The organism is Tardiphaga sp. 862_B3_N4_1 (assembly GCF_051811085.1).
GTDB classification, from domain to species: Bacteria; Pseudomonadota; Alphaproteobacteria; order Rhizobiales; family Xanthobacteraceae; genus Tardiphaga; species Tardiphaga robiniae.
The window spans coordinates 2,718,460-2,745,186 of sequence record NZ_JBPWQB010000001.1; the positions used below are offsets into that span (position 1 = coordinate 2,718,460).

Annotated in this window: 26 protein-coding genes and 1 pseudogene; 8 read left to right on the forward strand and 19 right to left on the reverse strand. The window is 61.8% G+C overall.

Going from position 1 to position 26,727, the window contains the following annotated elements; all coding sequences use genetic code 11:
* The 6 genes from AB8B02_RS12870 to AB8B02_RS12895 all read right to left on the reverse strand — a co-directional run bounded on the left by AB8B02_RS12870 (window position 1) and on the right by AB8B02_RS12895 (window position 4,866).
* Window positions 1-228, reverse strand: coding sequence for a hypothetical protein (locus AB8B02_RS12870; protein ID WP_439064102.1), 228 nt, complete (start codon window positions 226-228; stop codon window positions 1-3).
* 57 nt (window positions 229-285) lie between these two features.
* Window positions 286-696 carry an SRPBCC family protein gene (locus tag AB8B02_RS12875; RefSeq protein WP_320444461.1) on the reverse strand — a complete coding sequence of 137 codons (411 nt, stop codon included), beginning with the start codon at window positions 694-696 and terminating at the stop codon, window positions 286-288.
* Window positions 693-1,016 carry an ArsR/SmtB family transcription factor gene (locus AB8B02_RS12880; protein WP_439064103.1) on the reverse strand — a complete coding sequence of 108 codons (324 nt, stop codon included), beginning with the start codon at window positions 1,014-1,016 and terminating at the stop codon, window positions 693-695. Before AB8B02_RS12880 ends, AB8B02_RS12875 begins: the two co-directional genes overlap by 4 nt.
* Before the next feature lie 129 nt (window positions 1,017-1,145).
* Window positions 1,146-1,490, reverse strand: a complete 345-nt coding sequence (locus AB8B02_RS12885; RefSeq protein ID WP_116664620.1) for a Lin0512 family protein — start codon at window positions 1,488-1,490, stop codon at window positions 1,146-1,148.
* Between the two features lie 91 nt (window positions 1,491-1,581).
* Window positions 1,582-2,739 carry a substrate-binding protein gene (locus tag AB8B02_RS12890; RefSeq protein ID WP_439064104.1) on the reverse strand — a complete coding sequence of 386 codons (1,158 nt, stop codon included), beginning with the start codon at window positions 2,737-2,739 and terminating at the stop codon, window positions 1,582-1,584.
* Between the two features lie 873 nt (window positions 2,740-3,612).
* Window positions 3,613-4,866 (reverse strand): serine hydrolase domain-containing protein, encoded by a 1,254-nt coding sequence (locus AB8B02_RS12895; protein ID WP_439064105.1) that lies wholly within the window; start codon window positions 4,864-4,866, stop codon window positions 3,613-3,615.
* Window positions 4,867-5,237: 371 nt separating this feature from the next.
* On the opposite strand from AB8B02_RS12895, the gene AB8B02_RS12900 reads away from it, so the two are divergent.
* A complete protein-coding gene (locus tag AB8B02_RS12900; RefSeq protein ID WP_439064106.1) occupies window positions 5,238-5,888 on the forward strand; it encodes a glutathione S-transferase family protein in 651 nt (216 codons plus the stop codon).
* An 18-nt stretch (window positions 5,889-5,906) separates the two neighbouring features.
* On the opposite strand, the gene AB8B02_RS12905 is transcribed toward AB8B02_RS12900, so the two are convergent.
* From AB8B02_RS12905 to AB8B02_RS12925, 5 genes and pseudogenes are all read right to left on the reverse strand, one after another.
* Window positions 5,907-6,161, reverse strand: coding sequence for a hypothetical protein (locus AB8B02_RS12905; protein WP_439064107.1), 255 nt, complete (start codon window positions 6,159-6,161; stop codon window positions 5,907-5,909).
* Between the two features lie 80 nt (window positions 6,162-6,241).
* The gene (locus tag AB8B02_RS12910; protein ID WP_439064108.1) at window positions 6,242-7,114 is read right to left on the reverse strand and encodes a restriction endonuclease; all 873 of its coding nucleotides are present in this window, start codon (window positions 7,112-7,114) and stop codon (window positions 6,242-6,244) included.
* An 89-nt stretch (window positions 7,115-7,203) separates the two neighbouring features.
* A pseudogene (locus AB8B02_RS12915) lies at window positions 7,204-7,488 on the reverse strand (glutamine-hydrolyzing GMP synthase); the annotation flags it as partial.
* Between the two features lie 106 nt (window positions 7,489-7,594).
* Window positions 7,595-10,381 (reverse strand): bifunctional aconitate hydratase 2/2-methylisocitrate dehydratase, encoded by a 2,787-nt coding sequence (locus tag AB8B02_RS12920; RefSeq protein ID WP_439064109.1) that lies wholly within the window; start codon window positions 10,379-10,381, stop codon window positions 7,595-7,597.
* Between the two features lie 312 nt (window positions 10,382-10,693).
* Complete coding sequence (locus tag AB8B02_RS12925) at window positions 10,694-11,590, reverse strand: LysR family transcriptional regulator (RefSeq protein ID WP_439064110.1); 897 nt, start codon at window positions 11,588-11,590, stop codon at window positions 10,694-10,696.
* A gap of 262 nt (window positions 11,591-11,852) precedes the next feature.
* On the opposite strand from AB8B02_RS12925, the gene AB8B02_RS12930 reads away from it, so the two are divergent.
* Window positions 11,853-12,587, forward strand: coding sequence for an SDR family NAD(P)-dependent oxidoreductase (locus tag AB8B02_RS12930; protein ID WP_439064111.1), 735 nt, complete (start codon window positions 11,853-11,855; stop codon window positions 12,585-12,587).
* Between the two features lie 109 nt (window positions 12,588-12,696).
* A complete protein-coding gene (locus AB8B02_RS12935) occupies window positions 12,697-13,296 on the forward strand; it encodes an NADPH-dependent F420 reductase (RefSeq protein WP_439064112.1) in 600 nt (199 codons plus the stop codon).
* 261 nt (window positions 13,297-13,557) lie between these two features.
* Here the strand turns inward: AB8B02_RS12935 and AB8B02_RS12940 are convergent, their stop codons facing one another.
* The 5 genes from AB8B02_RS12940 to AB8B02_RS12960 form a co-directional block, all read right to left on the reverse strand.
* Window positions 13,558-13,722 (reverse strand): hypothetical protein, encoded by a 165-nt coding sequence (locus AB8B02_RS12940; protein WP_439064113.1) that lies wholly within the window; start codon window positions 13,720-13,722, stop codon window positions 13,558-13,560.
* Between the two features lie 82 nt (window positions 13,723-13,804).
* A complete protein-coding gene (locus tag AB8B02_RS12945) occupies window positions 13,805-14,914 on the reverse strand; it encodes a Fic family protein (protein WP_439064114.1) in 1,110 nt (369 codons plus the stop codon).
* A gap of 196 nt (window positions 14,915-15,110) precedes the next feature.
* A complete protein-coding gene (guaA, locus tag AB8B02_RS12950; RefSeq protein ID WP_231080413.1) occupies window positions 15,111-16,718 on the reverse strand; it encodes a glutamine-hydrolyzing GMP synthase in 1,608 nt (535 codons plus the stop codon).
* Window positions 16,719-16,890: 172 nt separating this feature from the next.
* Entirely contained in the window at window positions 16,891-18,198 is a 1,308-nt protein-coding gene (locus tag AB8B02_RS12955; RefSeq protein ID WP_231080411.1) for an RsmB/NOP family class I SAM-dependent RNA methyltransferase, read from the reverse strand.
* Between the two features lie 40 nt (window positions 18,199-18,238).
* Window positions 18,239-18,589 carry a hypothetical protein gene (locus tag AB8B02_RS12960; protein WP_231080409.1) on the reverse strand — a complete coding sequence of 117 codons (351 nt, stop codon included), beginning with the start codon at window positions 18,587-18,589 and terminating at the stop codon, window positions 18,239-18,241.
* A 222-nt stretch (window positions 18,590-18,811) separates the two neighbouring features.
* Between AB8B02_RS12960 and AB8B02_RS12965 the strand changes: the two genes are divergently transcribed.
* Together AB8B02_RS12965 and AB8B02_RS12970 are read left to right on the forward strand one after the other, a co-directional pair.
* Window positions 18,812-19,450, forward strand: a complete 639-nt coding sequence (locus tag AB8B02_RS12965; protein ID WP_439064115.1) for an acriflavin resistance protein — start codon at window positions 18,812-18,814, stop codon at window positions 19,448-19,450.
* Window positions 19,451-19,520: 70 nt separating this feature from the next.
* Window positions 19,521-20,372 (forward strand): metallophosphoesterase family protein, encoded by an 852-nt coding sequence (locus AB8B02_RS12970; protein WP_231080407.1) that lies wholly within the window; start codon window positions 19,521-19,523, stop codon window positions 20,370-20,372.
* 24 nt (window positions 20,373-20,396) lie between these two features.
* Here AB8B02_RS12970 and AB8B02_RS12975 read toward each other — a convergent pair whose 3' ends face one another.
* The 3 genes from AB8B02_RS12975 to guaB form a co-directional block, all read right to left on the reverse strand.
* Window positions 20,397-21,419, reverse strand: a complete 1,023-nt coding sequence (locus AB8B02_RS12975) for an NADP-dependent oxidoreductase (RefSeq protein WP_231080406.1) — start codon at window positions 21,417-21,419, stop codon at window positions 20,397-20,399.
* 87 nt (window positions 21,420-21,506) lie between these two features.
* A complete protein-coding gene (locus AB8B02_RS12980) occupies window positions 21,507-22,133 on the reverse strand; it encodes a hypothetical protein (protein ID WP_089263866.1) in 627 nt (208 codons plus the stop codon).
* A 255-nt stretch (window positions 22,134-22,388) separates the two neighbouring features.
* On the reverse strand, window positions 22,389-23,876 hold the full coding sequence (guaB, locus tag AB8B02_RS12985) for an IMP dehydrogenase (protein ID WP_089263865.1): 1,488 nt from the start codon (window positions 23,874-23,876) through the stop codon (window positions 22,389-22,391).
* A gap of 310 nt (window positions 23,877-24,186) precedes the next feature.
* On the opposite strand from guaB, the gene AB8B02_RS12990 reads away from it, so the two are divergent.
* From AB8B02_RS12990 to AB8B02_RS13000, 3 genes are all read left to right on the forward strand, one after another.
* Window positions 24,187-25,662 (forward strand): MFS transporter, encoded by a 1,476-nt coding sequence (locus AB8B02_RS12990; RefSeq protein WP_115029190.1) that lies wholly within the window; start codon window positions 24,187-24,189, stop codon window positions 25,660-25,662.
* A 3-nt stretch (window positions 25,663-25,665) separates the two neighbouring features.
* On the forward strand, window positions 25,666-25,929 hold the full coding sequence (locus AB8B02_RS12995) for a hypothetical protein (RefSeq protein WP_231080404.1): 264 nt from the start codon (window positions 25,666-25,668) through the stop codon (window positions 25,927-25,929).
* Between the two features lie 202 nt (window positions 25,930-26,131).
* On the forward strand, window positions 26,132-26,668 hold the full coding sequence (locus tag AB8B02_RS13000) for a TetR/AcrR family transcriptional regulator (RefSeq protein WP_439064116.1): 537 nt from the start codon (window positions 26,132-26,134) through the stop codon (window positions 26,666-26,668).
* The last annotated feature ends 59 nt before the right edge of the window (window positions 26,669-26,727 follow it).

Sequence of the window (26,727 nt, forward strand, 5' to 3'; positions counted from 1 at the left end):
TCACGCGTTCATCCGTCGACTGCCCTGCGTTGCTCTACGCCACTTTGTGGCATAGGGCAGCACGAACATATAGAGACCGCTGAACATCAACAGAAACAGCGGTGGCAGCGGCGAGAAGGTCACGCAGGCTGGCGGCTCGCCAAATCCGCGGACAGCGAAATTGGCGATGACCGTCACGGTGAAGGCCAGCGAGAGCCAGCGGTGTGCGTATCTGATCCATAGGCTCATGTTGAGTAACCCTCAGTGCAAATACGGAAGTGGCGTGAGATTCTGTGTCGGCCGAATTCAGTCCAGTCGCGCCAGAAGCTGCTCCATCGACGCCAGGAAGCGCGGCCATCCGAACTTGGCGCCCTGATAGGCTTGCTCCTGATCCGGTCGGAAGCCGATCTGCTCCATCCGCAGCAGCGTCCCGTTGCTCGAAGGTGTAAGGGTCCAGGTCACGACACTCTCGAGACCCAGGGCCTCCCACGTGTAAGCGAGCTTTTGGTTCGGCTCGACTTCCGTGACCCGGCAAGCGACCACGCCCCAGTTTGCGCTCAGATCAAAACGATGCCCGATGACGGGCTTGAAATCGTTTTTCATCAGCCACTCAGCGATCAGATGCGGCTGGGTCAGCGCGCGCCAGAGCTTTTCCGGCGCGTGGCCAAATTCCCGCTCGACGACGACAGAACGTGTTTCGGCTGCAGTATTGGTCAATTGTCCATCCTCTTCAGCAGTTGTTCGAGATCGCCGAACCGGCTCTCCCAGAACCCGGCCATCTGGCTGGTCCACTCGAGTATCGGCGCCAGGGCCGCCGGTTGCGATCGATAATGTGTCTGACGGCCGCTCTGGCGATCGAGCACCAGTCCCGCGTGCTTCAGCACGCCGAGATGCTTGGAGACCGCCGGCTGCGAGACGCCGGCTTGCGCGGTCAGTGCCGCGACGGTCTGCTCCCCGTCACGGCAGAGCCGTTCGAAGATCGCGCGCCGGGTCGGATCGGCGAGCGTCTTGAAGAGCACATCGAAGGTGTTTGGCATCGCAATCCATAACCCGTCAGCTATCGATTAGATCAATAACCGGCGAGCTATGGATTGGTCAAGCGCAAATTGGATGGAAGGGAGTTTTCGGGATCGCGGAAAGCGCGGGCGTCGTCCGAGGCGGCCGATCTACTTGCCGTCGTCGAGGCTCACCAGCACCGCCGCATTGGCGATGAGGATGCCGTCGCCGCCACTCTCGGCCGGAATATCGAGACCGCCTTTGACTGCGGTCACGGTCACAGTGCCGTAAGGCAATTCCTTCGCGACCGCCGCCGTGTCGACGTCGTCCGGATTCGGCACCGCGACGGTCACATCGACGAACATGTCATGCGGCGTCTTGCCGACCATCCGGAAGAAGCCAACGCTGGAATGGCGGATTGCATCGGAGACCGCGCGCTTCGCAGCCTTGGTGGCATCGCGACCGTGGACGTCGACGCCCATGCCCATCTCGGTGATACAGCGCACACGTGCCATCCGGTGTCCTTTTCGCTCATCCAGAATTATGTCGGTACCGACTTAAACAATCTCGCGCGACTTACACCAGCCGTCTGCTCACCAGTTGCGATCAGCGACCAGCCAATGTGCAACCCGGCTGCGGCGGAATTCTGCCGAGCGCACGGACGGTGACCAATTCACTGCCCTGCGTCTTGGCGATGAACATGCTCATGGTCGCATAGTGGTTCGCATCGATGGTGACCGTTCCAGTCGGCGACAGGATGGTGAGCCCGGCCAGCGCACCGACGATGGCCTCCTTGTCGACACGGCCCACTTTCTCGATCGCAGCCTTCAGCGCGATCAGCGTGTTGTAGTGGGTCATGACATAGTTCGACACCAGCACGTCATTGCCGGCTGAGGCCCGCACCCTGGCGACGAACGCCTTCATCTCCGGCGCGTCGCTGGTCGCCAGCGACGGCACGACGGTGATCATGTTCTGGCCCTTGCCCTTGAAGATGCCGAGATCGATCTCGGACAATCCCAGGAATGCAACCGTGGTCTCCTTGAACAAGCCCTGATCATCGGCCTGCCGGATGAAATCGATGCCGTCCCCCTTCAGCGCGAACAGCAGCACCTTCGGTTTGGCCGCCGCCACCTGCTTGATCAGCGGCGTGAAGTCCGTCTCGGTCCCCTGCGTATATTGCGTGCCGACGATGGTGCCGCCGAGCTTCTCGATCAGCGGCTTGGCTATATCGAACATCTGGTGCGGCCAGACGCGATCGGCGCCGAGCAGGAAGTAGGTGTTGCCGACAGCCTCGTTCACATAGGGCAGCAACTGGCCGAGATCCTGGTTCGGCACCGTGCTGAACGAGAAGATGTAGCGGCTGCATGTGCCGCCTTCGAAATTGGTGGCGTAAAGCAGCGGCGTCTTCGTGCTCTCGGCAAGCGGCCTGATCGCATTGAAGTTGGCCGAGGTGACAGGGCCGATAACCGCCACGACGCCGCTGTCGATCACCGACCGCATCGCGCTTTCGGCGGAGGCCGGCCGGGTCTTGTCATCGACATAGATGACCTCGAGCGGCCTGCCGAGAATGCCGCCCGCCGCGTTGATCTCCCTGGCAGCGAGATCGAGCCCGAGTTTTGCTTGCTCACCATAAAGTTCGACACCGCCGGAAAACGGCAGCACCGCGCCGACACGGATGGGATCCGCCGCCAGCGCTGCGGAGCCAAGCGCCAAAGGCCCCAGCAGGGATGCGAGCGTCATGACTCGTGCGACAAGTAATTTCATGCGCGATCCCCTCTGCCATGAGCTGCGCTATCGGCGCATCTGGACTCGCGGTCATGATTGCCCCGGAAAGATCGCAGCGCGCAAGAGGCGATCAAGACTCTGCCTGCTCAGGGCAACGCGGTCGACCTGGGCACGGGTACAGCAGGCGCGGGAGCGTCAGTGACTGGCGCGACAGGCAGCGGGGTTTCAGATACGTCCGTTACGGGAGCGGCAGCCACGGGCGCAACACTATCAGGGACAATCGACACAGGTGCTCCAGCAACGGGAGCCGGCGTGATTGCCACTGGCGCGCCTGCTGCAGGAGCGTCCCGAGCCACAGGGACAGGAGCAACCACCGGCGGCACCGCGGCATCGATCATCGGCTTGCAGAGCATCACGGCCGCGGCCGCTGAGGTCAATGCCGCCAGACTCTGGAGCTCCGGCGCTTGTCGGGGGTCCCCTGCCACGGCGGCCGCTTCGTCGCGAAGCCTGGCATTGCAGTCGCAGTTAGGAATGCCGCTCGCCGGTGTGCAGGCATCATGATTCATGCAGGCGAGATCGAGGGCATCGATGGGTGGTTTGCCCGGCCGGTTGCCGGCACCGCAGTAATTGCCATGAATCAGCGTCGCACCGTCAGTGGCGACAGCCGGATTGCTGCGGGCAGCCCGCGCGCCAGACGTCCGCTCCTGTGCATACAGAGGCGCCGTTGCGACGACGGTGCATGACATCAACAGCGCCGCACACGAGCAGCGCAGCCACGGAGCGATGGACAAGGGTTTTATCATTCTGGAGGGGTCCGCCTGGCGCCGACGGAAGATGTCGGCCGCCAAGCATACGCCCAACCTGCCCCAAGGTTCCCGACCGGGTTCCCTCGGGTTCCACGAACCCTGATGGTCAGCCCGCCATCAGTTCCTTCGCCAGCGCCATATAGGCCGGCAGCGTCACCGGATCGTTGGCGGCATTACCGGCGACCGGATGCGAGGCATAGCGCGCGATCACCATCTCGGCCTTCGGATCGATATAGAGCCCCTGCCCGTAGACGCCGCGCGCCATATACGCGCCGTGTTGATTGTGGGTCACCCACCACTGGTTGCGATAGGACGCGCCAGGCAGCGTGGTGTAGCCGGCCGGCTTGAACTTCTCGGGATCGGCGCCGCGCTCGATGTCCTCGACCACTGCGCTAGGCACGATCTGGCGGCCATTGAAGCGCCCGTGATTGCGCATCACCTCGCCGAAGCGCGCGAGATCGCGCAGCGTCGTCGACAGTCCGCCGCCGCCGCTTTCGGTGCCGATGCGGTCGACGTGATAATGCGCGTCCTCCTCCGCCCCCATCGGCGCCCAGATGCGCTCCGACAGAAGATCGGACAGCGTCATGCCGCTGGCGCGGCGGATGATCCAGGCCAGCACGTCGGTGTTGACGGTCTTGTAGGCGAACGCCTTGCCATGCTCGCCCTGCTTCTGCTGCGTGCAGAGAAAGGCGAAGATGTCGCTCGCGCCTTCGTAATCCGGAGGGATCGGCGCCATGCCATTGGCGCGCCGCAGCCCCCACACATCGGAATTCTTGTCCGTATAAACCTCGGTGTAGAGAAGCCCCGTGGTCATATCCATGACCTCATGCACATCAGCATCGCCAAAGGCCGTGGCCTTCAACTCCGGCACATAGTCGGTGACCGGTGCCTGCGGATCGATCTTGCCTTCCGCGACCAGAATGCCGGCCAGCGTGCCGGTAAACGACTTGGTCACCGACATCGCGATATGCGGCTTGTGCGGCTTCAGCGCGCCGGCATAGCGCTCGTAAATGAGTTTGCCCTTGTGCAGCACGGCAATGCCGTCGGCATAGGTCTCGTCAAACATGCGGGCAAACGTCATCGGCCGGCTATCCATGGTGGTCGACGCGATTCCGCCGATATCGCGCTCCGCGCGCGGCAGCACCGAAGCGCCGCCTGCGCCGCGCCAGACATTCACCGTCGGCACCAGCTGGCGGACATTGCTCCAAGCCCAACGCAGCTCGGGAAAGTTGCGGAACGAGCCGTCGTGAAATTGGATGGTCTTGTCCTGCGCAGGCGGAAAGCCCTTCATCCAGCCGAGCGTCTCGGGATCGGTCTCGGCGGCGGTGGGTACTTGGCTCGGTGCAGGCGCGTCAGACATGAAGGCTCTCCGGGAGGATGGTGAGCCAGTCGTAACATCGCGGAGAATGACGCACATCCCGCGTTTGAGCGGGGGTGCATTGATCAGTCGCATGTCGTCTGGCGACTGCTGCAGGCGACCGTCCTTCACTCGAACAGCCACCTCATCTTTGATCATTCTGAATCGAGCGTGTGACGCTCCGTAATTTCATCTCTAAGTTAGCAGCTCGCTCAATGGTCAATGCTCTCGGTTTCGAAGAATATCCGTAGTCCGGCGGGGTCCGATGACAGGTTCGGCCCGCGAAATTCCGCGGCCAAAAATCAAAATCGGTTGTCGGGAGAGGCGCCGCTCGTTCGTCCTGGGGATGCGAAACACCCAGGTGGAGAGAAACGATGCCCACGATTAGCGCCTTTGAACGATCTCCCGATCGCGGAAGGGGATTGGCGCGTGACATGAGCGTTCGCTGGGCGCTCGAAGAGGTGGGCCAGCCTTACGACGTCCGTCTACTGTCGTTCGCTGAGATGAAAGAACCCGCGCATCGCAGGCTTCATCCCTTCGGACAGATCCCGACCTACGAAGACGGCGATCTCATGCTGTTCGAGTCGGGGGCGATCGTCTTCCATATCGCGGAATGCCATCCGGGCCTGCTGCCAGACGATGCGAATGCCCGGGCGCGCGCGATCGCCTGGATGTTCGCCGCGCTCAGCACCGTAGAGCCGCCGATCGTGGAACGCGGAGCCGCCACGCTCACGGAGCGCGACAAGACCTGGTACGCGACGCGCCTGCCAATCCTCGACGATCGCGTTCGCGCCCGACTGGCAGACCTGTCCATCCGCCTTGGTGACGCCGACTGGCTCGACGGCAGGTTCAGCGCCGGCGACCTGCTGATGGTGACGGTGCTGCGCAGATTGAACGGATCAGGACTACTGGAGGACTATCCGAACCTCTGCGCCTATATCGCCCGCGGCGAAGCGCGGCCCGCCTACAAGCGCGCCTTCGCCGATCAACTGGCGGTCTTCACCGGCAAGCCACCGACCGGCTAACAAAAGTCCGCTCTGGGCTTACTCGAGCCTTTCATGGTCTGACCTGTGGAGGGCAGCAATGGATCGAAAGCGGGATCGGTGCCCGCAGATCGATCTTGCCCTCGGCAACCAGAATGCTGGCCAGCGTGCCGGTGAACGAATTGTCACTGACATGGCGACATGTGGTTTGTACAGCTTCGGCGCGCCGGCATACCGCTCGTAAATCAGTTTGCTCTCGTGCAGCACCGCGATGACGTCGGCATAGGTTTCGTCGAACATGCGAGTGAGGGTCATCGGTCGACCATCCATGGTGGTCGACGTCGATCCACCGGTATCGCGCGCCGCGCTCGGCTGGCGCAAACTAACGGGCAGAGCTAGTGGCTACCGAGGTGAGAACAGTATCCAAAATGCAATGAGGAAATCTGACGCGCGTATTCCTCTGCCAGCTCGGGCGCCACAGCTAAATTAAAGTCCGACACTTGTGCTGCCTTAATCATCTCAAAGAGATGCTGCGCATCAATACATTCCAATCGAATTCCTGCGAAACGTGCTTGCTGTTGAAGTCTTGACGCTCCGCTAGTGAAGGTTGACGTTGTTACAAAGACGCCTTGTGCGATGCCGTGCAGCAGCAGAGCACCCAAGAACGATCGTATCTCCTCGATACGAATTTTATTCTGGTGCCTTTTCACTTGGACTCCAAACGGAGAGCCAGCTTGATCGATTCCGAAGACGTCGATTCCGCCGTCGTGAGACTGCTTGGAAATTCTTGTCTGACACCCCGATGACTTGAAAACGCTTGCAACTATGTCTTCCATTTGACGAGGTTCTATCGACCATCGTCGCTCATAGCAGGCGCACAAGGCCTGCCGCATTTCTTTCACAGGGATGGCTGAAAGCGATGCCTGTTCGTTACGCAGGCACCCCGCGGCCCAATTAAACGTAATGAATGGGCGACAGGTCTCGTAGTGGATGCCTTGAACAATGCACCACCAGCCGCACGCAGCACATAGTCGAAACTGCACATCCTCGACGTGGAAGTCCGAACATATTTCAAGATTCTCTACGTAGTTGTCATCTATCCCTGAGACCGAATTGACGCGCAATTCATGCTCTTCTTTCAAAAGCGCTCGATCAAGTGGCCAACGATCGGGTATGGAAATCGCGACCAGCTTCGAGTTGCAGAACTCGCATCTTTCCTGAAACCATCGCACGTCGATTTGATCTGTCGAAGAGTTGTGGCGCCACATCTGCAAGCTCTCTGATCAACCAATCTAACGATGGTCCAGAACATCAGAGGCGGAGGCAGCGCAAACTGATGCTGGATCACGCGCTCCTTTCACTTCCATTCAAGCGTTACTGGCGGCTTGCTGGTGATGTCATACACCACGCGATTGACGCCCTTCACCTCGTTGATGATCCGCGTTGCGGTCTCGCCGAGAAACTTCATGTCGAAAGCGCAGAAGTCCGCAGTCATGCCATCGGTCGAGGTCACTGCGCGCAGGCCGACGACGTATTCATAGGTGCGGCCGTCGCCCATCACGCCGACGGTCTTCACCGGCAGCAGCATGGCAAAGGCCAGCCAGTTGGCGTCCTAAAGGCCCACCTTGCGGATATAGTCGATACAAATGGTATAGGCCTCGTACAGGATGCCCGCTCGCGTACCAGCCCCGGGGCGCGGCAGGCCTTCACCTGCCGCGCCAATTTTTGAACAGCTCTCGCTCTCCACCCTAGTAGTGGACGGACGCCCCCATCGCACCGATCTTGGGCGGTGCGAACTTCGTCAGGTCGATGCCTTCGACCGCGGCCTTGTATTCTTCGGCGCTCGGCGTGCGACCGAGGATCGCCGACAGCACCACGACCGGGGTCGAGGCCAGCAGCGATTCACCCTTCTTCTCGGTGGTGTCTTCCACGACGCGGCCCTGGAACAGACGGGTTGAGGTCGCCAGAACGGTATCGCCCTTCTCCGCCTTTTCCTGGTTGCCCATGCACAGGTTGCAGCCCGGACGCTCGAGATAGAGGATGTTCTCGTAGGTGGTCCGGTTCGCGGTCTTCGGCTTCACATCGTCGAATTCGAAGCCGGAATACTTCTGCAGGATTTCCCAATCCCCTTCGGCCTTCAGCTCGTCGATGATGTTGTAGGTCGGAGCCGCGACGACCAGCGGCGCGTTGAACGCGACCTTGCCTTCGGCCTTCTCGATGTTCTTGAGCATCTGGGCGACGATCTTCATGTCGCCCTTGTGCACCATGCACGAGCCCACGAAGCCGAGGTCGACCTTCTTGGTGCCGCCGTAATAAGAAATCGGACGGATCGTGTCGTGGGTGTAGCGCCTGGACACATCGGCGTTGTTCACGTCGGGATCGGCGATCATCGGCTCGTCGATGATATCAAGATCGACGACGACTTCGGCGAAGTATTTCGCATTGGCGTCCGGCGTCAGCGCGGGCTTCTCGCCCGAACGAATCTCGGCGATGCGCGCATCGGCCTTGGCGATCAGGCCCTTCAGCGTGCCCGCGGCATTGTCCATGCCCTTGTCGATCATGATCTGGATGCGCGACTTGGCGATCTCCAGCGACTCGATCAGCGTGTCGTCCTGCGAAATGCAGATCGACGCCTTGGCCTTCATCTCGGCCGTCCAGTCGGTGAAGGTGAAGGCCTGGTCGGCGAGCAGCGTGCCGAGATGGACCTCGATGATCCGGCCCTGGAAAACATTGTCGCCGCATTGCTTGAGCATCTGCGCCTGGGTCGCATGCACCACGTCGCGGAAGTCCATATGCGGCTGCATCGCGCCCTTGAAGGTGACCTTGACCGATTGCGGGATCGGCATGGTCGCCTCGCCCGTCGCCAGCGCCAGCGCCACGGTGCCGGAATCGGCACCGAAGGCGACGCCCTTGGACATGCGGGTGTGGCTGTCGCCGCCGATGATGATCGCCCAGTCATCCACGGTGATGTCGTTCAGCACCTTGTGGATGACATCGGTCATCGCATGATAGCTGCCCTTGGGATCGCGCGCGGTGATCACGCCGAAATTGTTCATGAAGCTCATCAGCTTCGGAATGTTGACCTGCGCCTTCTTGTCCCACACCGATGCCGTGTGGCAGCCCGACTGATAGGCGCCGTCGACGATCGGCGAGATGACGGTGGCCGCCATCGCTTCCAGCTCCTGCGCGGTCATCAGGCCGGTGGTGTCCTGCGAGCCGACGATGTTGACCTTGACGCGCACGTCCGAGCCCGCATGCAGCACCTTGCCGCCGAGCACGCCCACGGCGTTGCGGTTGAAGATCTTCTCGACCGCAGTCAGGCCCTGGCCTTCGACCGAGATCTCCTTGTTCGGAGCGAAAACCGGGGTCGGCTCGACGCCGAGCGTTTCGGCGGCAAAGGTCTGCAGCTTCTTGCCAAACACGATGGCATAGGAGCTGCCGGCCTTCATGAACTCCATCTTCTGCGGCGTGAAGGCGGCAGCGACGTCGACCAGTTCCTTGCCGTTTTCGTCGCACAGCTTCTTGCCCTTGGCATCGAGCGTCAGGACGGTGCCGGTATCGACCGCAAATTTCTGTTCGAGGACCGGGTTGCCGTCGTTGTTCAGGATCGGCTTGCCGTCCGCGTCGAGTTTCTTGACCCAGTTCTTGAGATTGACGCCGATGCCGCCGGTGACGTCGACGGTGGTCGCAAAAATCGGCGAGATGCCGTTGGTGCCGGCGACGACCGGGGCGAAGTTGACGAAGGGCACATAGGGGCTGGCCGGCTTGCCGGTCCACAGCGCCACGTTGTTCACGCCCGACATGCGCGACGAGCCCACGCCCATCGTGCCCTTTTCGGCGATCATCATCACGCGCTTATCGGGATGCTGCTTCTGCAGCGCCACGATTTCCTGCTGCGCCTGCGGCGTCATCATGCACTGGCCGTGCAGCTCACGGTCCGAACGCGAATGCGCCTGGTTGCCCGGCGACAGCAGGTCGGTCGAGATATCGCCTTCGGCGGCGACGTAGGTCACGACCTTGATCTCGTCCGCGACGTCCGGGAGCTTGGTGAAGAACTCGGCCTTGGCATAGCTCTCGAGCACGCCCTTGGCGACGGCATTGCCCGCCTTGAAGGCATCGCGCAGCCGGAACATGTCGGCGTCGTAGAGGAAGAACTGGGTCTTCAGAACTTCACCAGCCTGCTTCGCAAGCCCGGTATCACTGCCGAGCGTGACGTCGAGCAGCACGCCGATCGAGGGGCCGCCCTTCATGTGCGACAGCAGTTCCAGCGCGAAGGTCGGCGTGATTTCCGGGACGATCGCCTCACCGAGGATAATCTCCTTCAGGAACGCGGCCTTGACGCCTGCGGCGCTCGTGGTGCCCGGCAGGGTGTTGTAGATGAAGAATTTCAGGGCGTCGGCGCGGTATTCGCTGCCGGTGTCCTTGATCAGGGCGATGATTTCGCCGGTGAGCGCGCCATCGTCGATCGGTTTGGGAGCGAGGCCTTGAGCTTTTCTGCTTTCGATTTCAGCGAGGTAATCTGAATAGAGGCTCATCGTCATCCCAACGTCATGAGGTGGTTGACGCTGGAAACGCAGCGCCACCAACCGTTATTGTTAAAACCGGTCTAAAGGCGAATTCGGCTTCGAGTACGTCAATCGCGACCGACTGACAAGATACTGCATTGCAGTAAAAATAGCCCTTTAAATTCAGCGTTCAACGGTCAAAACATGACGGCAGGCATGCTTGCCGGGCTAAAATGCTGGTTCTCACCCGACCTGTCGCAAAAAAACTCTCCGAAGACACGTCCGAAAGGTCGGCCTGACCCGCCACCGTCAGCAAATTGGTGGTCGGCGACCCGCCGCGCGTCAGTCGCGCGATACGGACAGCCCCGCGAGCAGCGGCGCGTAGGCGGCGAGCCTTCCGGATACGAACTCGGTGAAGAGCCGCACGCGCTTCGTCTTGCGTGTCTCCCCCTGTGTAAGAAGCCAGAGCGTCCCATGCATGGGCAGGTCGGTGCCCGGCACCCTCACCAATAGAGCGTCAGCATCTCCGACGAAGCACGGCAGTTTTGTCATCCCGATCCCTTGCCTTACAGCAACGATCTGCGTCTCGGCGTCCGGGGTCCTGAACGGAACTCCCGTGGTGTGAACCTCTCCCTCGCGCGCCCAGGCCGGGAGTCCATGATTGTCTATGACGATCCACCGGATGGGATCAGGCGTGCCCGCACGCCACGCGGCTAGTCGATCGCGAGACATGTAGATACCGCTGAACAGCTCCGGTCCCTTCAGGCCGTGAAGATTGAGCGGCAGAGTCTTGCGGTTGGCGACAATGCGGATCGCCACGTCGGCCTCTCGGTTGGTCAGATTTGCCACCTCGCCGGTCGACATGATTTCCATCTCGATGTCCGGATGCAGACGCGCGAAATCGGCGAGATCCGGCATGAGCAGGTGTGTCGCGAGGAACGGTGGAAGCGTCACCCGCAAAAGCCCGCGCGCGCTCTGGTCGCGACCGAAGATGCGCGTCTCCAGCAAATGCGACGACGCTTCCATCTGGCCCGCGAACTCGAGAACCTCCTCGCCCGCAGCCGTCAGGCGGTAGCCCGAAGGCAGCTTTTCGAACATTTGCACCCCGAGGCGTGCCTCGAGCTGGGCGATGCGTCGCAACACGGTCGCGTGGTTCACCCCGAGGCGCTCGGCGGCAGCCCGCACCGAGCCTCCGCGCGCGACGGCAAGAAAATAGCGAACGTCATCCCAGTCGATCATGGTGCAATCCCGCACCGCACGGTGCGCCTTCCAAAGCCCGTATCTAACACATCGAACAGCGGCACGGGCAGTTCTCATAGCCTGTGCCAGCAAGCGCGACCCAATTCCGAACGGCGGACACCGATGGTCGCGGCTGGGGTCGTTCGTCCAGCCGGATCGATTTCGCACCACCGATGTGCGCGCTTCCGCACTCAACGCCTGACGCCGGCAGACCCATCTCGAGGTTCTCGGGGACAGTCCCGACACCACGACAGGAGAAGTTATGGGAAAGCTTGAAGGCAAGGTTGCAGTCATCACGGGTGGATCGAGCGGCATGGCGCTGGCGAGCGCCAAGCTGTTCGTCGAAGAAGGCGCCTATGTGTTCATCACGGGCCGGAGGCAGGAGGCGCTCGACGAGGCCATCAAGCTGATTGGCCGGAATGTGACCGGCGTGCGCGGCGACGCGGCCAATCTCGACGACCTCGACCGCCTGTTCGATACGGTCAAGCGGGAAAAGGGCAAGATCGATATCCTGTACGCGAGTGCCGGCACGGGCGAAGCCGTCCCACTGGGCGAAATTACCGAGCAGCATTTCGATGCGACCTTCGGCCTGAACGCGCGCGGCACGCTCTTTACTGTTCAGAAGGCGTTGCCGCTGTTCAACGATGGCGGATCGATCTTCATGACCGGGTCAGTTGCTTCGCTCAAAGGTTTCCCCGGTTACAGCGTGTATGCGGCGAGCAAGGCGACGCTGCACGCATTCGCACGCGGATGGCTCAACGAACTCAAGAGCAGGAATATCCGGGTGAACGTGCTGCACCCGGGACCGATCGCCACACCGATGCAGGACCTGGTTCTCACCCCGGAGGCGAAGCAGATGTTCGAATCCCTGATCCCGCGGGGAACGATGGGGCGCCCTGAGGAAATTGCGGCGGTCGCACTGTTTCTTGCGTCAGACGATTCAAGCTTCGTGAATGGGCTGGAGTTGTCTGTCGACGGCGGCTTCTCGGCGATCTGAAATCGCACCATCGTTCACCGCAGGACCTCTACGCGGGCGCCACCGCGGACCGAATAACCCGGCGCCCTCGAAGGCCGTGAATCAATATCAAAACAAATCGGAGAAGATTATGAGCTACGCAATTATCGGATTCGGCAAGATAGGCCAGGCCCTCGCCCACGCCTTCGCCCGCAAAAACATCGACGTGACCGTCGCGAGCCGCCGGCCGCCCGAGGCATTGGCGCAACAGGCCCGGTCGATCGGACCCACGGTCGTCGCCAGGTCGCTGCGGGATGCGCTCGAGGCCGACACCATCATCCTGGCGGTCCCTTTCGGCGAGCATCGCGAGGTTGCGAAGATCCTGCCGAGCTGGGACGGCAAGACGGTCATCGACGCGATGAACCTGTTTCCGGGCCCCGACGAGCCGGACGGTCTCCCGGGCTCCGCCGTCGTCGCGAAAGCATTCACCGGCGCCAGGTTCGTGAAAGGTTTCAATCACCTGGGCGCAGCCACCCTGGCGACCGATCCGGTCGTCGAGGGCGGGCATCGGGTCGTCTTTCTGTCTGGTGACGACGAGGACGCGATCACTCCCGTGGCGGCCCTGGCCAAGCAACTCGGCTTCGCACCCGTCAAGCTGGGAAAGCTCAACGAAGGTGGCGCGCTGGTGCACGCACGCGGCCGCACCTGGGGCCAGCTGATCTTCGAGGATTTTTTCAAGAAGCAGCAGTGATCGATTGACGACCGTGTGATCGACGCCGAGAACTGGTCGCGCGCTAACGTCTTCGAGCAGCGCGCGACCGAATATCTGAAGGCCACAAAGTCGCGAAGGTTGGGGTGGGCCTGACGGCGTTGGGCGCCGTTCGCAGAGCGGAGAGACGCCCGACAGAGCGTCAAATCTGCGGGTCGCCTGGAATTGATCGACCGCTTATCGATGGCCTAGGATTCGTGCGCGTGTCCTCTACTATCCGATGCTACTCGACGGTACTCCGCTTCACTCCCACTCGATCGTGGCCGGCGGCTTGCTGGTGATATCGTACACACCCGGTTGACGCCCTTGAGCTCGTTGATGATGCGGGTCGCCGTCTCGCCCAAAAAACTTCATGTCGAAGGCGTAGAAGTCCGCGGTCATGCCGTCGGTCGAGGTCAAGGTGCGCAAGCAGTAGGATGCCCATAACGAAGCGATAGCGTGGGCCATTCTTGATTTGTGCGAATAGGCTTCACAATTTCATGCTGTGAGCTTAGGCCGCTCCTTCGATAGCCATTTGAATCAAAGATTCCAGCGCTGAGTAATCGTCTGTATCAGCCATCTTCAACGCCTGATAGTACGCGGCTCCACGATCCAGAAGCAAATCTTCGTTCAATCCAAATAGGTCGCGTGCTTGGAGCGACAAGAGTGCTCGAGCTAGGCGACCATTCCCGTCTATGAAAGGGTGAACCGCCAGAAAGTTATGGAAGAATCGTGCCAATGCCGGAACAGCCCGACGATCCAACTCAGTAGCTAAAGTTGGATATTCCCGATTCCATCCTTCAATCAGTGTTTGAAGCAGGCCCGGGACTTTGTCCCAACTGGGACACTCCAAGTCGACATTCGATTGGCCCGTCGGGTCGATAAGCCAAACTTGGGTTTGGCGGAATTGACCCGCATAGGCTGGATCGGTCGGAAGAAGCAGCCGATGCACATATCGGACAAAACTCGTTGATAGTCGGCTGGACAATGCTTCAGATGGAATACGATCAAAGCTTTTGGAAGCAGCAGATCCTGACTCTTTGATCATTTGAGCGATGTCGTTCGTCGGCTTATCCGTACGTACTGCGTCTGCGACGACAGCCATCGTCTCTACAAGAAAACCCATCTGCGCTTTTGCGATGCTAGCGACTTGGCCTGTTAGCCGGTCGATTGCCTGAGTGTGGACTTTCAGGGCGGCAGCAGTCGATGCATCGGCGGCGGCGAAGAAAGCCGATTGTTCCTCCGATGTCAGGGCAATTCCTAGGTGGCGTAGTCTCAAGCCATAACCCTGAGGCGAATCCAGCACTACACGAAGATACTCGCGGTGATGGATCAGGCACCTTTGGCCCTTTTTCCGCGCTAGCTCTTCAAGCACTGCACGCTCCCCGGGCGTGAGTTGCTGATTTGTCATGAAAATGAAGCCGTCCCGTTTGCGACGCAACGCGGCAGTCAAATCCGCCCCAAATTTCTTCTTCGTAACTGCGAAACTCAGATCATTGTTCGAAAAGTAGCAGGCGGCGACGAACATAATCTCATCCTTGTCGCAAAGGATATCCTTTCCGCCATCTGGCCCTCCCAACGGCGACTGTGGATCGACATTCAAAAAGCCTTCTAGACGCAATATATCAGCGCATATCCTCTCCGCGGCCGTCGATTGCCGGTCCCACATTCGGAGAGCATTGCCGGTTGAAACGATAGGCGTGTCAGGCAGCGGTTATCTCCGTACGAGGCGGATTGAATATTCAATCAACGAAACAACAGATAATCCTTAATCTTTTTCGATACTTCGCCAGTGCGTCTGAGGTACCCTATGCTCCTCACTCCCACTCGATCGTCCCCGGCGGCTTGCTGGTGATGTCATACACCACGCGGTTCACGCCCTTCACCTCGTTGATGATCCGCGTTGCAGTCTCGCCGAGGAATTTCATGTCGAAGGCGTAGAAGTCGGCGGTCATGCCGTCGGTGGAGGTCACGGCGCGCAGGCCGACGACGTATTCATAGGTGCGGCCGTCGCCCATCACGCCGACGGTCTTCACCGGCAAGAGTACAGCGAAGGCCTGCCAGATGGTGTCGTAGAGATCGGCCTTGCGGATCTGGTCGATATAGACGGCATCGGCCTCGCGGAGGATGTCGAGCTTCTCGCGCGTGATCTCGCCGGGGCAGCGGATCGCGAGGCCGGGGCCCGGGAACGGATGGCGGCCGACGAAGATGTCCGGCAGGCCGAGTTCGCGGCCGAGATCGCGGACCTCGTCCTTGAACAGTTCGCGCAAAGGCTCGACCAGCTTCATGTTCATGCGGGCCGGAAGGCCGCCGACATTGTGGTGCGACTTGATGGTGACTGAAGGTCCGCCGGTGAAGGAGACGCTCTCGATCACGTCGGGATACAGCGTGCCCTGCGCGAGGAAATCCGCGCCGCCGATCTTCTTGGCCTCGGCATCGAACACGTCGATGAACAGACGGCCGATGGTCTTGCGCTTCACTTCGGGATCGGTGACGCCTTCGAGCTCGCCGAGGAACGTCTTCGATGCATCCACATGCACCAGCGGGATGTTGTAGTGGTGCCGGAACAGATCAACGACGGTCTTGGCCTCGTCCTTGCGCAGCATGCCGTGATCGACGAATACGCAAGTGAGCTGGTCGCCGATCGCTTCATGGATCAGCACAGCGGCCACAGCGGAGTCGACGCCGCCGGAGAGACCGCAGATCACCTTGCCCTTGCCAACCTGGGCGCGGATCTTCTCGATGGCTTCCTCGCGGAAGGCGCGCATGGTCCAGTCGCCGGTGAAGCCGGCGATGTTGCGCACGAAGTTGCGGATCAGCTTCGCGCCGTCGGGCGTATGCGCCACTTCCGGATGAAACTGCATCGCGTAGAATTTTCTGGTGTCGTCGGCGATGATCGAGATCGGCGAGCCCGGCGCCTTGGCGACGGCGCGAAAGCCGTCGGGCATCTTGGTGACGCGGTCGCCATGGCTCATCCAGACGTCGTATTTGCCACCCACTTCCCACACCCCGTCGAACAGCGCGCAGGTATCGGTGATCTCGATGGCGGCGCGGCCGAATTCGCGATGATGCCCAGCCTCGACAGTGCCGCCGAGCTGCTGCGCCATGGTCTGTTCGCCGTAGCAGATGCCCAGCACCGGCACGCCAGCGGTGAGGATCGACAGCGGCGCCGACGGCGCGTTGTCGTCGAGCACCGAGGCCGGGCCGCCGGACAGGATCACGGCCTTCGGCTTCATTTCGGCGAAGGCAGCCTCCGCCTTGTTGAACGGCACGATTTCGGAATAGACGCCCTCCTCGCGGACGCGCCGCGCAATCAGCTGCGTCACCTGAGAGCCGAAATCGACGATCAGAATCTTGTCATGCGCCGAGGCCACATGGGGTGACGGATCGGCGGGCGAAACGGAGCTTTTGCTGGGGGCTGTCATAGCGAGGAATTACGCGACTCACGGCGGGGTCGCAAGGCTGAAAAGGCTGTCATGGCAGCCCTGCACCGGCCTATCCCCGTCATTGCGAGGAGCCCTTGCGACGAAGCAATCCAGTCTTCGCTTGTGGCCTTCTGGATTGCTTCGCTGCGCTCGCAATGACGGCGAAGGGGTCTCAGCCTACCGGCTGGCGCTTCATCACCGACACGAAAAACCCGTCCGTTCCCGTCTTCCGCGGGGTCATCAGCAGGCCTTCCGGGCTCTGATAGGTCGCCGCGGCGAAATCCTCGGCTTTGTCCCACAGCACCGACATCACCTGCGCCGGCGGGACCACCGAAAACTCCGGCTGGCGGGCGGTAAAGGCGCGGATCTGGTCGCGGTTTTCCTGGGGAAGCACCGAACAGGTCACATAGGCGATCCGGCCACCCGGCTTCACCAGCGCCACCGCGCGGTCGAGGACCTCGGCCTGGTCCTTGATCCGGACCTCGAGGGCGCCCGGCCGCATCCGCCATTTGGCGTCGGGATTGCGGCGCCAGGTGCCGGTGCCGGTGCATGGCGCGTCGATCAGCACGAGGTCCGCGGAGTTGTGAATGTCGCTCAGCGTATCATCCGGGCCCTTCGGGGTGCGGATATCGGCATTGTGGATACCGGCGCGCGACAGCCGCTCGTGGATCGGTGCGAGCTGGCGCTTGTCGGCATCGGTGGCGATCAGCCGGCCCTTGCCCTGCATCATCGCCGCCAGCGCCAGCGTCTTGCCGCCGGCGCCCGCGCAGAGGTCGATCACCTGCTCACCCGGCTTGGCACCGGACAGCAGGGCCGCGAGCTGCGAGCCCTCGTCCTGCACCTCGATGCCGCCCTTGATGAAATCCTCCTCGGCATGGATGCCGGGATTGCGCGCATCGGCGCCGAGCTCGATGCGTAGCCCCAAAGGCGACCAGAGCGTTTCGGTGGCGCCGAGATGGCGCAGCGAGCCCAGCACCTTCTCGCGCTTGGCCTTCAGCGTGTTGACGCGCAGGTCCAGCGGCGCGCGGCTGGCCATGGCGGTGGCTTCCGCCACGCGATCGTCGCCGAATACATCGGCCAGCTGGCCGTCGAGCCATTCCGGATAATCGCCGGCGATATGCGCCGGTGCATCCGCCACCGTGCGCGACGCCAGCGCCGAACGCTCCGCGTCAGACAGCGGCGCCGGCGCAAAACCGCTGCCGTCACAGAGCGCGGCAATCGTATCGACATCCATCCTGCGCTCGGCCTTGAGCATGCCGAGCAGCCGCGCCCGCGACGTGTCGTCGTCCATGATCCAGGCGCTGGAGGCGCGCCGCCGCAGCACGTCCCAGACCAGCCCGGAAATCCCGGCCCGGTCGCCGGAGCCGGCGAAGCGGTGCGCGGTGCCCCATTCCTTCAGCGCCTTGGCGGCGGGGACACGCTGGGTGTCGATGGCCTCGATCACTTCGATCGCGGCGGAGAGGCGTGCGGCGGGAGTCATGGCAATCTTTCAACGGAGAGAGGCGCGACGCCGCTCCCGATCAGATCAGGAGAAGCATCCGTAGCGCGAAGTAGAACCACATCGCCAACAACACAAGCGCGCTGGCGAGCCAGGCCTGCGATCCCCGGCTATTGGCAATGAATCCGGTGCCCACGAAGCGGGCGATCACGAAGATCCAGGACAGGCAGACCAGCACCAGATCGATCTTGCGCAGCGGCAGGCCGATGGCGATCAGCGCATAGAACAGCAGATCGAGCTGCGGAGCGGTATTCGGCAGATCGCCGGCGTCGTTGCGGCTCAGCAGGCCGCCGCGCCGGCCGGTCCAGAAGAACATGCCCAGCGTAATCGCCACCAGCACGAAAACCGGCAACAAAACCCATTGAATCGACATTGAAATTTCCTCAGCCCGGGGAATTCAGAGCCGCGCGGCACCCCGCTCGCGCTACAGACCCGCCCCTTGGAACATGACGATTAACCGGCCCAAGAGTTCCATATGAGTTCCATATCGGTTCCATGCAGGTTCCATTGAACCGGCTGGGCGGCCCTCGACACCCATTTGCAGGCGCTGCCCGGCGGCGCGCCAGCCTCAAGAGTTCTGCCCGTGAGCTCCGCCATGGCCTATCTCGATGCCCTCTTTGCGATGCTGACGCCCGGCGACCCGGACAGCTGGGCCGGCCTCACGATGTCGGCGTTGGCCGGCGCCGCCGCGGCGCTCGCGGTGGCCATCCTGCTGAATCTCTATTTCCGGGCCCGATATCGCTCGGTCCATGACGTGGTCCACCACGGCGTCGCGGCGCTGGCCGTGCTGGGCCTCCTGGCCTTCGCCGCCACCGACATGCGCCACACGGCACTGGGCTATCTCGGCATCAATCCGACCAGACCCGCCGTCGAATTCGAAATCCGCCTGCCCGACGCGGTCGCGGCGAAGATCATCGCGGAAGCCACGCAGATCGAATTGCATACCGACCGCAACCAGGCCCTCGCCGCCATCAGCGAAGGCCCGACTTTCACGAACAAGGGCGAGAGCATTCTCAGGGGTACCGTGCCGCTGAAATTTCGCACGGCGCAGCGTGTGATGATCGTGAACGTGCCGGGCGAAGCACCGCTGATATTCAAACTGCGGCTGGCCGCAAGCCCGAGCCACTCGACTGAATTCAGCCCGTGGCATCTGGTCGATCACGTGAGCGCTTCAGCCAGTGCAGGCAAGACGGCCCGCAACGACGGCTATGCAATCAGATATCGCGTGATCTAACCTTTCGGTTGCACAAGCCATCTGGCTGACATCCGGAACGGCTACACTCCCCACTAGAGGAGTTCCCGCCATGTCCGAATTCCGCTTGATCCAGATCACCGATACGCATCTCGGCGCAGGCTTTCCGCAGTTCGCCGCAAATTTCCAGCGCGTCTGCGCGTTCATCGACGCGGCAAAGCCAGACCTCGTCATCAATAGTGGCGACCTTGCCTTCGATGGCCCGGGCCATCCCGATGACCTCGCCTTTGCCAGGTCACTGCATGACGCCCTTCCCGTCGCCTGCCGCTATCTGCCGGGCAATCACGACATCGGCGACAACCCGACTCTGGTCGCCCCGCCGCCAAGCCAACTGATTTCCGAGCAGAACCGGCAGGCATTCGTCTCGGTCTTTGGACACGACCACTGGCGCTTCAACGCGGCCGGCTGGTGTTTCATCGGTCTGAACTCGTTGATCATGAATAGCGGGCTCGCCTGCGAAGAGGAACAGTTCGACTGGCTCGCCTCGCAACTGGCGGGCCTGAACGGACGGCCGCTGGCGCTGTTCATCCACAAGCCGCTATTTCTGAATGCACCGGACGATCCGGAACTGGCCGCAACGTCGATCCGCTACGTCCCGATGCCGGCGCGCCGGCGTCTCATCGATCTGCTTGACCCTGTCGATCTGCGGCTCGTCGCCTGTGGTCATGTGCACCAGCGGCGCGACACCATATGGCGCGGCGTCAGGCACATCTGGGCGCCCTCAAGTAGTTTCATCATTGGTCCGGAGGACAAGCAGGAGACGATCGGCGTCAAGGAAGTCGGGCTCGTGGAATACAGTTTCCAGCCCGACGGCTTTGAAGTGCGTCACCGCCGCGCGCCGGGCCAGACTGACATCGATCTGTTCACCGTCATCAATGCGGACGGCACGGTGCGCCCGCAGTGATGACAGCCTGAAGGCGTATTCGCCTTACGCCTTGTCGGCGCCGACACGCACGAGCTGCTTGCCGAAATTCGCGCCCTTCAGCAGCCCCATGAACGCCGTTGGCGCGTTATCGAGACCTTCGGTGACGTGCTCCTTGTACTTTACCTTGCCCTCGCGCACCCATTGCGACATGTCACGCAGGAAGTCGCCATGCATCGACGCAAAGTCACGCACGATGAATCCGCGGAAGTTGAGGCGCTTGGTGAGCACGTTGCGCATCATCGCGCCGGCCCATTTCGGCGCCTCCGACGTCGTATCGTTGTATTGTGCGATCAATCCGCAAACCGGAATGCGCGCGAAGAAGTTCAGCAGCGGAAACACTGCCTCGAACACCGCGCCGCCGACATTCTCGAAATACACATCGATGCCGTTGGGGCACGCGGCCTTGAGCTTTGCCGGAAAATCCGGATCGCGATGATCGAGGCATTCATCGAAGCCGAGTTCTTCCTTCACATAGCGGCACTTGTCGGCGCCGCCCGCGATACCGATGGCACGTGCGCCCTTGATCTTCGCAATCTGGCCGACCGCAGAGCCGACCGCGCCGGAGGCTGCGGCAACGACCACAGTTTCGCCGGCCTGCGGATTTCCAATGGCAAGCAGGCCGGTATAGGCGGTCATGCCCGGCATCCCGAGAATGCCGACGGCCGTCGAGATCGGTGCCAGCTTCGGATCGAGCTTGCGCAGCCCCTTGCCGTCGGAGATCGCGTGGGTCTGCCAGCCGGCATGAGCCAGCACGATATCGTCCTTCGCGAAACCCGGATTGTTCGAAGCGATCACCTCGCACACGGTACCGCCTTCCATCACGCCATCCACCGGCACCGGCGCGGCATAGGACGGGCCGTCATTCATGCGGCCGCGCATATAGGGATCGAGCGACAGCCAGATCGTGCGCAGCAGCACTTCGCCCTCACCCGGCGTCGGCACCGCATAATCCTCGATACGGAAATTCGATGGGCCGGGCTCACCGTGTGGGCGCGATGCGAGAACGACGCGTTTGGCTGCTGACATGGGAATTCTCCGTTTCTATTTCTTGATCGCAAAAAAATGCGGCGCGCGATGATCGCGCGCCGCATTCAAAACGTAAACCGGCAAATATCAGGCCGTGATCTTCGCCAGCACCTTGTCGAATGCTGCAGCTGCGCTGTCGAGATCCTTGAAGGACAGACCGCCGTCGGCCGACTGCTTCTGCGCCGCCGTTGCCGTCGGACGGATTTCAGCCACGGGCTTGCCGCCGTCGAGCATCGTCAGCGGTGCGATCACCTGAAATTCATGCGCCTCGATCGGCTGATCCTTGAGCAGGAACACGCTGAGCGACGCGATATCGGTGCCGCGACGATAGGAGATGTAGCGATCGACTGCGACCGAGCCATCGCGCTGCATGCCGCCGAGCTTGGCATGGCCATCGGAGCCGAGCAGCTTGTGCGCCTTGAAGCCCTTCACGCCTTCGGACTTCGCCTTGGCGGTCGCTTCGGAGAGATCGTATTTCTCGGCCATCGCCTTGCCGACCGTGGCGAGCTCCGCCGACATGTCATGCTCGAACTGCTTGGCCTCGCTGCGCGGCTGGCCGATCCTGCGCGGCTTGTCGGCATTACGCTTGGCGAGCTCGGTGGTGCAAAGCTCAACCAGCGCCGTGACCTCGCGGCGTGTGGCGTTCTCACGCAGGTTTTTCAGTTGCGCGGTGTCGAGAGCCGCAATGCGTTCGTCCGTCCATTCAATGGCCATAGTATCCAACGTTCTTTTCTGCGGGTGTTACTTCGACGCGTGACGAGGTCATTGTCGAAAATGAGCATCACAACGCGGCGCGGAGCCAAGCTCCGCGGCCGGGTTCGTCCGGCCCTGGAAATCCATAACGGGACATCCATGGCCGACAGCGCACGTGACGCGCGAACAATAGCGCGTTTTCGCCGATCTGTGGGGCTCAATTTAGGCAGCGATGCCTATGCGGCACTGCGAAAGTGCCGCATATCACGCATATAGTTAAGCGCCGCCCGGATAGTTCGGGCTTTCACGGGTAATCGTCACGTCATGCACGTGGCTTTCCCGCAGGCCGGCGCTGGTGATGCGGACGAATTCTGCCTTGTCGTGGAATTCGGTCAGCGTCTTGGCGCCCACATAGCCCATGGCGGCGCGCAGGCCGCCGGCGAGCTGATGCATCACATTGGCCACCGGGCCCTTATAGGGCACCTGGCCCTCGATGCCTTCCGGCACCAGCTTGAGCGTGTCCTTGATGTCCTGCTGGAAGTAGCGATCCGCCGAACCGCGCGCCATGGCGCCCACCGAGCCCATGCCGCGATAGGCCTTGTAGGAACGGCCCTGCCACAGGAACACTTCGCCGGGGGTCTCGTCGGTGCCCGCGAGCAGCGAGCCGACCATGGCGATGTCAGCGCCGGCAGCGAGCGCCTTGGCGAGATCGCCGGAGAATTTGATGCCGCCGTCGGCGATGATCGGAATGTTGTGCTTCTTCGCGGCTTCCACCGCATCCATGATCGCGGTGAGCTGCGGCACGCCGACGCCGGCGACGATGCGTGTGGTGCAGATCGAGCCCGGGCCGATGCCGACCTTGATCGCATCCGCACCTGCATCGATCAGCGCCTGCGCGCCTTCGGTGGTGGCGATGTTGCCGGCGATCACCTGCACGGAGTTCGAAATCTTCTTGATGCGCGTGACGGCTTCCAGCACGCGCATCGAATGACCATGCGCGGTGTCGACAACAACGACATCGACGCCCGCATCGATCAGACGTTCGGTGCGCTCGAAACCACCCTCGCCCACAGTGGTTGCGGCAGCTACACGCAGACGGCCCTGCGCGTCCTTGCTGGCAAGCGGATGCGCGACGGCCTTGTCCATGTCCTTCACGGTGATCAGGCCGACGCAGCGATACTGATCGTCGACGACGAGCAGCTTCTCGATGCGATGCTTGTGCAGCATGCGCTTGGCTTCATCCTGGCTGACGCCTTCACGCACGGTGACGAGATTCTCGTGCGTCATCAGTTCGGAAATTTTCTGGTTCGGATTGCTGGCGAAGCGCACGTCGCGATTGGTGAGAATGCCGACCAGCTTGCCGGGGACGTCCTTGCTCGCACCGGTGACGACGGGAATGCCGGAGAAGCCGTGCTCGCTCATCAGCGCCAGCGCTTCGGCCAGCTTGGCATCGGGGCCGATGGTGAGCGGATTTACCACCATGCCGGATTCGTACTTCTTGACCTGCCGGACCTGCGCGGCCTGGCCCTCCGGATCGAAGTTGCGGTGGATCACGCCGAGACCGCCGGCCTGCGCCATGGCGATCGCCATGCGGGCCTCGGTGACGGTATCCATCGCCGATGCGATGATCGGAATATTGAGCGGAATGGCACGGGTGGCGTGGGAGCGGATATCGGCGTCGGAAGGCAGGATGTCCGACAGGCCGGGCTTCAGCAGAACGTCATCGAACGTGTACGCTTCGCGGATCTTCTGAACGACTGCCATTGCCAACTCCATGCGGCGACCTCGGGATCGCGGTAGAAACCTCTGGATGCACCAATTCGACGGCGGCGCAGGACACCGTCGTCGAATCTGAACCCATAAGTAGGATTGGCGGTGGTCGATAGCATGCTGCTGCACGAAATCAAAGCGTTTGGCAGCCATGCACAGGGATTTTAGGCGTTTTCGGCCTCCAGCCGGGCGGGCGCAGTCACGGATGATTTAGGAGGTATTCGGCCTCTCGCAATAGCCCACGCCCCGGCAGGATGTTAAAGCGCCCGCAGCTTGGGCACTCGTAAGAATCATCAATAATTTCATGAATAAAGAACGCCTGATCCCGCTCATCGTCGCCTCCGCCTTGTTCATGGAAAACATGGACTCCACGGTGATCGCGACCTCGCTGCCGGCCATCGCCGCCGATATCGGCACCAGTCCGCTGACGTTGAAGCTGGCGATCACCTCCTACCTGCTCTCGCTCGCGGTATTCATTCCGGCATCCGGCTGGACCGCCGACCGGTTCGGCGCACGCGCCGTGTTCTCCATCGCCATTGGCGTGTTCATGATCGGCTCGATCGGCTGCGCGCTGTCGCAATCGGTCACGCATTTCGTCATCGCCCGTATCATCCAGGGCCTCGGCGGCGCCATGATGACGCCGGTGGGACGCCTCGTGCTGCTGCGCTCCATCGACAAAAGCGCGCTCGTCAGTGCCATGGCGTGGATGACGGTGCCGGCGCTGATCGGCCCGGTGATCGGACCGCCGCTGGGCGGTTTCATCACCACCTACTTCTCGTGGCACTGGATCTTCCTGATCAATATCCCGATCGGCTGCCTCGGCATCTATCTTGCGTTGCGCTTCATCGATCCGATCCGCTCGGAGGATCCGGAGCGCTTCGATCTGCTGGGTCTGGTGCTGGCCGGCGTCGGGCTCGCCGGCATTGCCTTCGGCCTCTCGGTCGCGGGCCTCAATCTGCTGCCATGGCCGATCGTCGCCGCACTGGTCGGCATCGGCACGGTGTCCATGACCCTCTACGTGATCCACGCCCGGCGCACCGCGTCCCCGGTGCTGGACTTCTCGCTGATGCGGCTGGTGACCTTGCGCGCCGCCATCATTGGCGGCTTCCTGTTCCGGCTCGGCATCGGCGCATTGCCGTTCCTGCTGCCGCTATTGATGCAGGTCGGCTTCGGCCTGTCGCCGTTCCAGTCGGGCATGGTGACCTTCGGCTCGGCAGTGGGCGCCATGGGGATGAAGACATTGGCGGCGCGCATCATCCGCGCCTTCGGCTTCCGCAATGTCATGACCGTCAACGCCGTGGTGAGTTCGGTATTTCTCGCCGCCTGTGCGCTGTTCACGGTGACCACGCCGCTGATGCTGATCCTGATTATCCTGGTGGTCGGCGGCTTCTTCCGCTCGCTCGAATTCACCGCGATCAATACGGTTGCCTATGCCGAAGTCGAGACGGCGCAGATGAGCCGCGCCACCACGCTGGTCAGCGTCAACCAGCAGCTGTCGATCTCCGCCGGCGTCGCGATCGGTGCATTCTCGGTGGAATCCACCATGCTGATGCGCGGCATGACCGAATTGTCGGCTGCCGACTTTGCACCGGCCTTCCTCGTGGTGTCCGTGATCTCGGCAGCCTCGGCCTGGTTCTTCTGGCAGATGCCGGACGACGCCGGCCACGAAATCTCCGGCCGCAAAGTGATCGATATCGCCAGCCGCAAGGGCGAGGCAAAAGCCGCTGTCAAAGCGGCCAGCGAAGGCACCGCAGATGCAAGGGATCAGAAGCTGGGGTGAGTTGTGACGCGCTCGCAATGGGCCATAGGTCTCGCCACGATCGTCCTCACGATCATCGCCGGCGTCATGTCGTTCGAATATGTGAACAGGCGATTTCCGCCGAAGCCCGCGCCCATTGAGCAGGTGACCGCGCAGGATGCCAAAGAGCAGACCGATCCGGATGCCGCTAAAACACCGCCAGCCTGCGTCGAGCGCGATGGATCCTGGCGAAACTGGTCATGGCCGAACGTGCCGATGCTGTCGCCGAAATGCGAGAGCGCGAAGTAAATCATCCGACCGCAAGATGACGAGAGCCGACAGATCGCTCAAAGCGCGCCCTGTCACAAACTCCCCCTCCCATCACCTTAAGCTGTCATTTGCAATTAATGACCAATCGGTCCATATATCACCAATGGAACATCATTCCCCTGTGCGGTTGCCGCGCGGCCGCCCCCGAGGTTTCGACACGGAAGCTGCCATCGAGCGCGCCATGAACGTGTTCTGGTCGCGCGGCTATCATGCCACGGCGCTTCCGGACCTTCTTCAAGCGACGAACCTCTCGCGTGGCAGTCTCTACGCCGCCTTCGGTGACAAGCGCGGACTCTTCCTGCGTGCGCTCGATCGCTACATTGCCGACGCCCTGCTACGAATCGACATCGAACTCGACCCGCGTGGCGCGCCAGTCGCTGGCCTACGGGCCTACCTTGCTGGTTACGTCGATCGGACGAGTGGCGCCAATGGTCGCCGCGGATGCCTGCTGGTCGCGACAGCCATGGAGTTGGGTGGCCGCGACCCGGAAGTCGATCGCCGCCTCGGCGGCTTTTTCAAAGCTATGGAGACCAAAGTAGCCAATGCGCTGTCGCGCGCGAAGGCCGCAGGCGAGTTGGCTCATGGTGTCGAGCCCGCAAGCGCGGCGCGACTGCTGGTCTGCTTCGTCGAGGGGCTGCGTGTCGTAGGTAAAACACGTCCGACACGAAGCACATCGCAAGCCACCGTTGACGCTCTTCTCGAACGCTTCATCAGGTAACGCGTCAAGGCGTGGCTGGTTGAGCGCACCTATATCTGGACCGAACAGTCTTGAATGGA

Bases quoted from the DNA above. Each gene is read 5' to 3' on its own strand.
- AB8B02_RS12870 (WP_439064102.1), bottom strand. From the start codon at position 228: ATGAGCCTATGGATCAGATACGCACACCGCTGGCTCTCGCTGGCCTTC.
- AB8B02_RS12880 (WP_439064103.1), bottom strand. From the start codon at position 1,016: ATGCCAAACACCTTCGATGTGCTCTTCAAGACGCTCGCCGATCCGACC.
- AB8B02_RS12885 (WP_116664620.1), bottom strand. From the start codon at position 1,490: ATGGCACGTGTGCGCTGTATCACCGAGATGGGCATGGGCGTCGACGTC.
- AB8B02_RS12890 (WP_439064104.1), bottom strand. From the start codon at position 2,739: ATGAAATTACTTGTCGCACGAGTCATGACGCTCGCATCCCTGCTGGGG.
- AB8B02_RS12895 (WP_439064105.1), bottom strand. From the start codon at position 4,866: ATGTCTGACGCGCCTGCACCGAGCCAAGTACCCACCGCCGCCGAGACC.
- AB8B02_RS12900 (WP_439064106.1), top strand. From the start codon at position 5,238: ATGCCCACGATTAGCGCCTTTGAACGATCTCCCGATCGCGGAAGGGGA.
- AB8B02_RS12905 (WP_439064107.1), bottom strand. From the start codon at position 6,161: ATGACCCTCACTCGCATGTTCGACGAAACCTATGCCGACGTCATCGCG.
- AB8B02_RS12910 (WP_439064108.1), bottom strand. From the start codon at position 7,114: ATGTGGCGCCACAACTCTTCGACAGATCAAATCGACGTGCGATGGTTT.
- AB8B02_RS12920 (WP_439064109.1), bottom strand. From the start codon at position 10,381: ATGAGCCTCTATTCAGATTACCTCGCTGAAATCGAAAGCAGAAAAGCT.
- AB8B02_RS12925 (WP_439064110.1), bottom strand. From the start codon at position 11,590: ATGATCGACTGGGATGACGTTCGCTATTTTCTTGCCGTCGCGCGCGGA.
- AB8B02_RS12930 (WP_439064111.1), top strand. From the start codon at position 11,853: ATGGGAAAGCTTGAAGGCAAGGTTGCAGTCATCACGGGTGGATCGAGC.
- AB8B02_RS12935 (WP_439064112.1), top strand. From the start codon at position 12,697: ATGAGCTACGCAATTATCGGATTCGGCAAGATAGGCCAGGCCCTCGCC.
- guaA (WP_231080413.1), bottom strand. From the start codon at position 16,718: ATGACAGCCCCCAGCAAAAGCTCCGTTTCGCCCGCCGATCCGTCACCC.
- AB8B02_RS12955 (WP_231080411.1), bottom strand. From the start codon at position 18,198: ATGACTCCCGCCGCACGCCTCTCCGCCGCGATCGAAGTGATCGAGGCC.
- AB8B02_RS12960 (WP_231080409.1), bottom strand. From the start codon at position 18,589: ATGTCGATTCAATGGGTTTTGTTGCCGGTTTTCGTGCTGGTGGCGATT.
- AB8B02_RS12965 (WP_439064115.1), top strand. From the start codon at position 18,812: ATGGCCTATCTCGATGCCCTCTTTGCGATGCTGACGCCCGGCGACCCG.
- AB8B02_RS12970 (WP_231080407.1), top strand. From the start codon at position 19,521: ATGTCCGAATTCCGCTTGATCCAGATCACCGATACGCATCTCGGCGCA.
- AB8B02_RS12975 (WP_231080406.1), bottom strand. From the start codon at position 21,419: ATGTCAGCAGCCAAACGCGTCGTTCTCGCATCGCGCCCACACGGTGAG.
- AB8B02_RS12980 (WP_089263866.1), bottom strand. From the start codon at position 22,133: ATGGCCATTGAATGGACGGACGAACGCATTGCGGCTCTCGACACCGCG.
- guaB (WP_089263865.1), bottom strand. From the start codon at position 23,876: ATGGCAGTCGTTCAGAAGATCCGCGAAGCGTACACGTTCGATGACGTT.
- AB8B02_RS12990 (WP_115029190.1), top strand. From the start codon at position 24,187: ATGAATAAAGAACGCCTGATCCCGCTCATCGTCGCCTCCGCCTTGTTC.
- AB8B02_RS13000 (WP_439064116.1), top strand. From the start codon at position 26,132: ATGAACGTGTTCTGGTCGCGCGGCTATCATGCCACGGCGCTTCCGGAC.